Genomic DNA, 8,110 nt, shown 5'->3' with positions numbered 1-8,110 from the left:
TCGTCCAAACTCATCCGTAAAGTCCGTATCTCATGCGGTGGGATAAATACCGCCCCTGTGGATATACGGGTTATCATGAAGCAGGCATTGTATTATAACGCCGTATCTTTTATCATGGTGCATAACCATCCGTCAGGGGCACGCAAGCCCAGCGGTGCGGATGACCGTTTGACGGAAGCGGTTAAAAAAGCCGCTGAAACATTAGACATCCGTCTATTAGACCATGTGATTGTGGCAGGCAATAACTATTATAGCTATGCGGACGAGGGAAGATTGCAAAAGAGGTAAAGGTGGACGGGAGAAATCCCGTCTGCCCGGAATTTCGGCTTCGGGGTTCTTTTTTGGCAGTTACCCCAAAAAAGAACCAAAAAAATGCTTCCCAGACTATCGATGCGACATCGTAAAATACGCAAGGACGTGGCTTTTCAGAATAAATACATATCTTCGCGCCAAAGGTGATCGGAATGAATGTATTTTCTGCTTTTGATACAGGCGTTATGGTGGCTCTCTTACTGGGCATTGAGTTTCTTAGAAGTGATATCCGAACGATTCTCTATTGTAAAAGGAATGATCCCAGGATTCTTAAGAGTTGCTTATATACGCTGCTTATATTATTGACCAGCCTTTATTCTATTGTGACCGGAGCCATGCTTCATCCGGAACCCGTACCTGTTTATGAATTGATACCCGGTTTTCAAATAGGAGTTTATGGCTTTTCTTTTTCGTTTATATTGCTCGCTGTTGCATGTATTTATCGTAGAACATTACCTTTTGTCCTTTTGGGGTACGCTATGATATATGTAATCGGTGTATTGATACCATTGCTTAGGTATGTAGTGTCTATGATGGATTATTTCATTCGTACAAGGGTATAGCAGGTTAATTTCTTGATTGTATCGGATTGCCCTTTTTATGGGCTGCCTCCCCCGGCTTCTTTCCTCCGATCCGAGTCCGGCTTTTTGCTCGGCAGAGGTTTCGGGATTCCGCAAAGGGCAAGTTACGGCCATGTGCCTTTACTGTATGGAAAATAACGATGAAGAGGTATCTTCCCAACATTTTCCATTTGTAAAACTTGGCTTATTGCTTGCAATCCAGACCTTGATATGCCGAAAAAAGGCTCAGAACTCAGATGGGGAATGACATCAAAAAAAAGGTCGGCTGACCAAAGACCATCCCGATACAAAAAATGAAAAGGTCTTGAATCTAGCTGAAGAATAAATCAGATGTTCAACTTAAATAATGCGGATATGGAAAATTTGATTACACAAATCAACAAAGAGAGATTGGTTAATAGCGACACAGCTCTTATGATGAAGGAATTATACTATTACGTGCCTTGTGAGTATTGGTATGACAAACTGGATAGGCTACGTACCGATGTTGAGGGAAGGAATACTCCGATGTATATGTGCGAGTGCCCGACACTGGCAGCATGTATCCAATGGATGATACAGACTCGTGAATATACGTTTCAAACAGAACAAAACGGTAAGGTCTGGCATGTGGTTGTAAGGGCTGGAGATTATGTGCTGTATGACTCCGAAAGTAATGCGGATGCTTTTTGTTGTTTGGAAGAAGCACTGGAAAAAGCGGTACAGGAGTGCATGGAGTTCTTGTATTAAATTGAATTAAAAAACGGTCCCCTTCACGGGAACTTTCCTATAACCTTGTTAAGAGGTGGGGGCAGATGATCTTTGAGAATCATCTTTGAAGGTGAAGGATGGGAGAAGAGATTTATTTCGTATTTCTGTTCTCAGATTTTAGTGTAATACCATTCCTTCGCAGCAGACGATACACTGTTCCGCTACTGCCTATATTTAATATTTTCTGTATCTCCCTTACCGGTGTTCCGGACTCATAGAGCTGGATGCAGCTTTTCTGCTTGGCGATATTGTTTTTGTTGATAAGTGTCTTTCTGCCGAATTTGACACCTTTTTCCTTGGCGATTCTTCTGCCTTCTTGGGTTCTCTCATAAATAAGGTCACGCTCAAATTGGGCGAAAGCACCGAGAATGTTGTTCATCAGTTGGCCGATTGCGCCTTCCGTACTGATGTTGTCTTGCAGTGAGGTGAATTGGATGCCCCTATTCTTGAAATCTTCCAATAGCGTAAGGATATTCTTCAGCGAACGGCCAAGCCGGTCCAGCTTATATACGACAAGCGTGTCGCCTTCCCGGAGAAAGTTCAGGCAGGCATCCAGTTCCGGGCGGTTTTGTTGACGTCCGGTCATTTTCTCAGAGAAGATCTTCTCACATCCGGCAGCCTTCAACGCTTCCAGTTGCATATCCAGATGTTGTTCCTTGGTGGAAACACGGGCATATCCTATTTTCATCCTGTTTTGTATTTAGTTGTTTAATGAAGGTTTTAATTCTTCACTTTTTCAAACATGAAGACATTAATTCTTCATATTCCTCACGGCTGTATTGGTTGAACCCCTTTTGCTTCATAGCCAAAAGAAGTCTTTCCAATTCTCCGATAGTTACTACCTGTTTGCCGATAACGGTAAATTGTTCCCATTCTCCCTTTTCGTTGAGCAGGTATTCCCGGTGTGCAAAGCAGTAAAGAGAACCGTCAATGTCATTCCGTTTCTGCCATTGACGCAGGTGCTTCAAACTGGTGAAATCACGGGTGACAGTACGTGGAATGGGAACCAATACGTCAATTTCCATCTTGAATTTTATATTCTCTTCCGTTTCTCGCATGGGTGATTAGCTTATTTCATAATACATCAATTATTGTATGGACAGGAAGTTCCAGTTTGGAGAAGGCAAACATTTTCTTGCCCAAATCCTTTAGCGATGCCCCAATATGATATACTTCCGTATTATCAATGATTAAGAAGCGGTCGTGACTGTCTCGGTACGTCCTGATGTCGATAGGCGGGTACTGGCTGTTATGCCTGTCAAGATCGAGTTGGAGTTGCTGCGTGATGCGCTGGGTGTAAATGGTGGCTGAAACACCGATGTTTCGTTTGCTCAACATGAGTAACACGGATTCATCTACATAGTTGTCGATAAGTATAAGTGAGCATTTGGCAGACTTTATTAAATCTGTAGCAAACTTATACGCATCGAATATCTGACCGTCAAAGAAGATACCTTCCACCGGAGGCAATGAGGTGCGCACAAAGAAGTCTATCTTTGCATCATGTTCAGCAATGGTTTTCTCTATTTGGAAGAATTTATTGTTCATTCTATATTCCATGTCATTGAGCCGTTGGTTTATAGAATAGCCTTTCAATAAATATTCTTTTAAAATTTTATTTGCCCATTGCCTGAATTGCGTACCTCTTACGCTTTTAACTCTGTATCCAACTGAAATTATTACGTCTAGACTAAAGAACTTGACAGGCTTATCGGAATTAGCAATGTGCAAAAAATGCACATTGCTTTTCTCTTCCAATTCCTTTTCCTTAAAAACGTTATTTATATGTTTGGTTATAACGGTTCTGTCACGTTGAAAAAGTTCTGCTATCTGCGCTTGTGTGAGCCAAACGGTTTCATCTTCTAAACGTACTTCCAACCTTACAGCTTCATCCGGTTGGTATAGTATGATTTCTCCTTGCTTCTCCATTATATGTTTCGCTTTTATTATGTTGTTGCAAATGTACAAAAAAGAAACATTATAAAATCTATTTTTTCCGTAAGTATTACTTCAAAAGTTTGTTTCCTTTTTATTTTAATAAAACAGAAACATTCTGCTGTTTCAAAAAAAACAGTTGTCTGTTTGTTGTTCATAGTTGGGGTATCAAATAACTAAAATTCAAATGGAAACACTACTCTATATTTTAACATTTGTTTGTTAACTTAGGTAATAGTCGCTATATTTGTTCAGCTATGCACATGGATATAGGGAATATTACAATCAAAGGAGAATTGACTTGAATATAACTCAGGGAAATCTTCGGATATGTCCGGTGTAAAGCTGAGAGCCGTTAACAAGACTGATAACCGAAAAAGGAAATCATAGCAAAGGTAAAAGTCGTGAGAATGGAAAATAAATAATACTTCAAATTAAAAATAAGACCATTGAAGCAAGATTATGAAAGATATACATTATTATTTTATTCTGAATGTCGGTGCAGCCGATGGTGGGGAAGTTACCCATGCGATGTTTCAGGGAAAGATAGAATATAAACCGGGAGCTTTTGACGCTTTTTGGGATAGGGATGAAGCGGTTTCTCGATTAGAAAGTGAAGAGATCCGCAAACAGATGGTAGAGTTAGGTGTGCAGATGGAAATTGTACAGATACCTTAACCGGAATAATGGTTTTATAAAGCTTGTATTGGATGCTGGATTTTAAATAATCCATTCTCCGGAATGACGTACATAACTTACCGGATGAAAATAAATATCTTCTTTTTCGGCCTATAAGTACATAGTCTTATAAGGCTGTTCAGCTCTTTGCAAATTTGCTCACATTTTTCTTTTGGGTAATGTGGCAAATCACCGAATGCTTCGTATGGGACAAAGGCAAATCTCTTATCGTCCCACATGACAGGTGTATAACTCTGTTCCATTTGTTATTTGAAGTAAGGATAGCTGGCAGATTCCAATATTTCTGTATCAGTTGGGTAATCCGTCACTATTCAAGTGCGCCTGTGCGAACTTCCGTAGGTTCGTTTCGGCAATGCACTTTTCATAGATCTCATCCAATACTTCTTGCATATTTTCTACTTTTTCGAATTTTAAGGGGCTGCCGTTTGTTGCGGCCTGCCTTTCCAGTTGCTCGATGATACTGGGAAATATCCCACGCAATAAACCGACGGTAGCTACGGCTGTAGCTGGTTCTACCTCTATTGTAATCTTTTTCTTTTCCATATCGTTGTATTATGTTATCAAAAGTAATAATTATTAGGATATTGGTAAGCATTTCTTCTGAAAAACTTTTTAAAGATATTGTTTTAAGATGGCATATTGTGTTTTTGCGTTCACGCAGTATTCTTTCCCACCCTCCCCTTTATCGGAATGACTGTTCTCATTTCCGGTTTACCCGTAGTCATCCGCTATGCGGCTGATTATGGGTAAACCAGAAAAGAGAAGTTCCAAACGTGGGCGGGATTGCAATGGTCATCATCCGGAGCTTCGGCATTGCCGAAACAACCTCCTTCTTTCGTATTGTAGCCCCTTCCTTTTACCGTTTGTCCCGGCAGTCCTTTGCTAACCCGTTCCCCCCCTGCCACTTGTGGCAGGGAGATAGGAATACGGTTTTGCCTGCAAAACCGTATGGTTTGTTTTACTTTCCGTACTGCCCTTTTCCTTGTTTTCTGCCTCCCCTAATGTGCGTTTTTCATAGCCCCATCTGAGACCCTTTGTTTTTGAACGGCAAATTTATTTCGGTGGATGGATACGAAAGAGTTCCGGTCTTCGCCCTTTGTTCCGAAAAAAATAACGCCGGACGGCTTCGCTGTCCCCAACATTTTTTGTCGTCCAAAACTTTTCTCAATCCCTCCTTCCTTATTGATGCGTGCCGTAAAAAAAAGGCTCATAAACTCAGATGGGGCATGAAAGCTCAAAAAAAAAGTCGGCAGAAAGAAAAGGCCATCCCGGAAAGGGGTTTTAAAAAAAGGTCTTTAAATCTAGCTGAAGCATAAAATTAGAAGTTTAACAAACTAAGTAGCAGAAGTATAGGCAAATCATTCAATTTGTTTTTTCGGTCATCATCGCTCTTTGTGCAGTGGCTATGTTTGTCGGAGCGGTAATAACGCCAAGTCCGATAAAGGTTGTGTCGGTTACGTTGTTGTCTCTTATTTGCCTATTCTCCTTGTTTCTCGTGAATTTGGCTTATTGTGAAATGAAATCTAAAAATGATATACTATGAAAGTGTCAGAACAATTTAAAAGTACCATCAAGGCATACCTTGATAATATGGCAGCGGTGGATAGTCTGTTTGCTCCAGTCTATCAAAAAACTACAAAGAATATAGATAATTGCATTACCTATATTTTAAACCAAGTGAAGAAAAGCGGTTGCTGTGGTTTTAGTGATGATGAAATTTTTGGTATGGCATTGCACTATTATCAGGAAGATAATATTGAGGTGGGTAGCCCATTGAAATGTAATGTAGTTATAAATCATCATGTTGAATTGTCAGAGGAAGAAAAGAAAGCGGCTCGTGAGACTGCTATCAAAAAATTGCAGGAGGAAGAATTGGCAAAGTTGAAGAAGCGTCAACAAGCCAAACGTGAGAACAACACCGAAGTACAAACCCAGTTAACTCTTTTTTGATATGAGACCCAAGACAAAATTACAAATGGAAATCGTGAATGGGAGCAGGAAGTTAGCTCCCGTTTCAGAGGCTCAAAAGCGTTATGCCTATAAACATTGCTTTGTGCATTATTTCAAGCGTGATGCAAAAGGGAATTGCTTTTGTTTGGATTGTGGGCATACATGGCGGGATAAGGAAGATAAGAAAAACTGTAAATGTCCTCATTGTGGTATGAATCTGAAATTGGAGAATAGTAGGAAAAGAACAGCTGTATATAAAGAATATTTTTGTGTGATTACTACATACAAGCAATATCAAGTTGTTCGTTTTTTTATGGTCAATACTCCGTTAATAATCTCGTAATCGTTTGAATATAAGTAAGTTGATTAACAAAACATAACCAAATAAAATTGGCTAAGTGTCTGTTTTTTTAGTACCTTTATAGTTTATTCAAGACTTAAAAAGTATGACATTTTCAGAACCACTTAGCCAATATGAGTAGATCCTCAAGAATGCAATTCGTGCATCAATGAAAGAATCTGGTGCAAAGTTAGCAAAAACTTTCCAGACTCTACTCATCGAGATACTGACTTTATATATGATTCTACCCAGAAAGATAAACTTCACACAGATGGCTCGCTACGGCAAGCATGGCGAGCAGACCTATCGTCAGAATTTCAACCGTAAGAAGAAAGACTGCATCGATTGGCTTCTGTTGAACCTGTCTCTTGCAAGGCGTGTGCTGGATATGGATGGCTTACTTGCCATTGCCATAGACCCGTGCTATATCAGCAAGGCCGGGAAAAAAACTCCTCATATCGGACGGTTCTGGTCGGGATGTGCAGGGGCGGTGAAGCACGGACTTGAAATCATGGGCATCGGTTTACTGGATGTTGTCAACAACAAGTGCATGATGCTGCGTGCCCATCAGACAATAGGAAACTCCGCGCTGAAGATGAGGAACAAGACACTCGTCGAATATTACATCAGTGTTATGAAGCGGTATTCAAAGAAACTGCTGAGTATCACTGATATAGTAGTGGCTGACGCTTTTTTCTCCACATCCACGTTCGAGAAGGGCATGTCGGAGCTTGGCTTCTATATAGTCAGCCGCTTCCGTGACAACGCTTGTCTGCATTACATTCCCAAGAAGGAAAAGAAGCGTGGACGACCAAGGGTTAAGGGAGACAAGATTGACTTGGCAAACCTCAACCTCTCATGCATGGAAGAACTGCACATTGACGGACTGGACGGAAAGGCGTACACCCTCGAGGCTTATGCCAAGGCTCTGAAAAGGAGGGTGCGACTTGTCATCTGGCGAATGCCCGGCGGAAAGTGCAAGTTGTTCTTTTCGACAAAACTCTCAATGACGGGTGAGGAAGTATTGAAGACTTACCGCACTCGTTTCCAGATAGAGTTCTGCTATCGCGACAGTAAGCAGTTTACGGGACTTATGGATTGTCAGGCAAGACACAAGAGACAGTTGGACTTTGCGTTCAACGCATCGTTCGCCTCACTGAATGCCGCCAAGGTCTTCATGAAAGACAATGGTATGGACAATTCCATGGCAAAAATTAAGTCGTTGATGTTCAATGCGAACTATACGAAATTAATTTTCGACATGTCTCGATGCCAACCGAACCGAACTTTAATTAGTAAGATTGTCAAAGAACTCATTGGATGGCAGCCTAAGGCTGCGTAGCCATATACTCAAATTTTAACGAACTATTGACCGAGAAACAACATCAAAAACTTTGCAGAAGTCATCCGTAATACAGAAAATCTCAGTAACTTTGTCCTCGGTAATCATAGCAATTATTGTCTGTAAACTTTTGATATTTAACACTCTAAGATTACAACAATTTTTCGCTAATCACCATTTTTCAGGCACTTATATTTCGTC

At 40.7% G+C, this 8,110-nt stretch carries 10 protein-coding genes; 6 read left to right on the top strand and 4 right to left on the bottom strand.

What is annotated here, in order from left to right; translation table 11 throughout:
• From HMPREF0999_RS21455 to HMPREF0999_RS21445, 3 genes are all read left to right on the top strand, one after another.
• Window positions 1-288 (top strand): JAB domain-containing protein (locus tag HMPREF0999_RS21455; protein ID WP_009276898.1); only part of this gene is annotated, 288 nt, incomplete at its 5' end.
• Window positions 289-464: 176 nt separating this feature from the next.
• Entirely contained in the window at window positions 465-875 is a 411-nt protein-coding gene (locus HMPREF0999_RS21450) for a hypothetical protein (RefSeq protein ID WP_009276897.1), read from the top strand.
• Between the two features lie 348 nt (window positions 876-1,223).
• Window positions 1,224-1,622: a hypothetical protein gene (locus tag HMPREF0999_RS21445; RefSeq protein WP_007844657.1), complete on the top strand. Its 399-nt coding sequence runs from the start codon at window positions 1,224-1,226 to the stop codon at window positions 1,620-1,622.
• Between the two features lie 112 nt (window positions 1,623-1,734).
• On the opposite strand, the gene HMPREF0999_RS21440 is transcribed toward HMPREF0999_RS21445, so the two are convergent.
• Genes HMPREF0999_RS21440 through HMPREF0999_RS21430 form a run of 3 tightly spaced genes read right to left on the bottom strand, consistent with a single transcriptional unit; the run spans window position 1,735 to window position 3,572 of the window.
• Window positions 1,735-2,331, bottom strand: a complete 597-nt coding sequence (locus HMPREF0999_RS21440) for a recombinase family protein (RefSeq protein WP_007844655.1) — start codon at window positions 2,329-2,331, stop codon at window positions 1,735-1,737.
• A 40-nt stretch (window positions 2,332-2,371) separates the two neighbouring features.
• The gene (locus tag HMPREF0999_RS21435; protein WP_008781191.1) at window positions 2,372-2,701 is read right to left on the bottom strand and encodes a hypothetical protein; all 330 of its coding nucleotides are present in this window, start codon (window positions 2,699-2,701) and stop codon (window positions 2,372-2,374) included.
• A 16-nt stretch (window positions 2,702-2,717) separates the two neighbouring features.
• Window positions 2,718-3,572 carry a virulence RhuM family protein gene (locus HMPREF0999_RS21430; RefSeq protein WP_008781192.1) on the bottom strand — a complete coding sequence of 285 codons (855 nt, stop codon included), beginning with the start codon at window positions 3,570-3,572 and terminating at the stop codon, window positions 2,718-2,720.
• Between the two features lie 468 nt (window positions 3,573-4,040).
• On the opposite strand from HMPREF0999_RS21430, the gene HMPREF0999_RS21425 reads away from it, so the two are divergent.
• Window positions 4,041-4,256: a hypothetical protein gene (locus tag HMPREF0999_RS21425; protein WP_007844652.1), complete on the top strand. Its 216-nt coding sequence runs from the start codon at window positions 4,041-4,043 to the stop codon at window positions 4,254-4,256.
• A 309-nt stretch (window positions 4,257-4,565) separates the two neighbouring features.
• Here the strand turns inward: HMPREF0999_RS21425 and HMPREF0999_RS21415 are convergent, their stop codons facing one another.
• The gene (locus HMPREF0999_RS21415) at window positions 4,566-4,820 is read right to left on the bottom strand and encodes a hypothetical protein (protein ID WP_009276895.1); all 255 of its coding nucleotides are present in this window, start codon (window positions 4,818-4,820) and stop codon (window positions 4,566-4,568) included.
• A gap of 996 nt (window positions 4,821-5,816) precedes the next feature.
• Here HMPREF0999_RS21415 and HMPREF0999_RS21400 point away from each other — a divergent pair.
• Both HMPREF0999_RS21400 and HMPREF0999_RS21390 read left to right on the top strand, forming a co-directional pair.
• Window positions 5,817-6,227, top strand: coding sequence for a PcfK-like family protein (locus HMPREF0999_RS21400; protein ID WP_009276894.1), 411 nt, complete (start codon window positions 5,817-5,819; stop codon window positions 6,225-6,227).
• Between the two features lie 578 nt (window positions 6,228-6,805).
• The gene (locus tag HMPREF0999_RS21390; protein ID WP_195283971.1) at window positions 6,806-7,909 is read left to right on the top strand and encodes a transposase; all 1,104 of its coding nucleotides are present in this window, start codon (window positions 6,806-6,808) and stop codon (window positions 7,907-7,909) included.
• Window positions 7,910-8,110 lie beyond the last annotated feature (201 nt).

It is taken from the genome of Parabacteroides sp. D25 (assembly GCF_000307475.1).
Lineage (GTDB): Bacteria > Bacteroidota > Bacteroidia > Bacteroidales > Tannerellaceae > Parabacteroides > Parabacteroides distasonis.
The sequence above is the reverse complement of the archived record's forward strand: the minus strand, read 5'-3'. Positions and strand labels throughout refer to the sequence as shown.

Excerpts from the sequence above, each read along its gene's own strand:
- HMPREF0999_RS21450 (WP_009276897.1), top strand. The coding sequence starts at position 465 with ATGAATGTATTTTCTGCTTTTGATACAGGCGTTATGGTGGCTCTCTTA.
- HMPREF0999_RS21445 (WP_007844657.1), top strand. The coding sequence starts at position 1,224 with ATGTTCAACTTAAATAATGCGGATATGGAAAATTTGATTACACAAATC.
- HMPREF0999_RS21440 (WP_007844655.1), bottom strand. The coding sequence starts at position 2,331 with ATGAAAATAGGATATGCCCGTGTTTCCACCAAGGAACAACATCTGGAT.
- HMPREF0999_RS21435 (WP_008781191.1), bottom strand. The coding sequence starts at position 2,701 with ATGCGAGAAACGGAAGAGAATATAAAATTCAAGATGGAAATTGACGTA.
- HMPREF0999_RS21430 (WP_008781192.1), bottom strand. The coding sequence starts at position 3,572 with ATGGAGAAGCAAGGAGAAATCATACTATACCAACCGGATGAAGCTGTA.
- HMPREF0999_RS21425 (WP_007844652.1), top strand. The coding sequence starts at position 4,041 with ATGAAAGATATACATTATTATTTTATTCTGAATGTCGGTGCAGCCGAT.
- HMPREF0999_RS21415 (WP_009276895.1), bottom strand. The coding sequence starts at position 4,820 with ATGGAAAAGAAAAAGATTACAATAGAGGTAGAACCAGCTACAGCCGTA.
- HMPREF0999_RS21400 (WP_009276894.1), top strand. The coding sequence starts at position 5,817 with ATGAAAGTGTCAGAACAATTTAAAAGTACCATCAAGGCATACCTTGAT.
- HMPREF0999_RS21390 (WP_195283971.1), top strand. The coding sequence starts at position 6,806 with ATGATTCTACCCAGAAAGATAAACTTCACACAGATGGCTCGCTACGGC.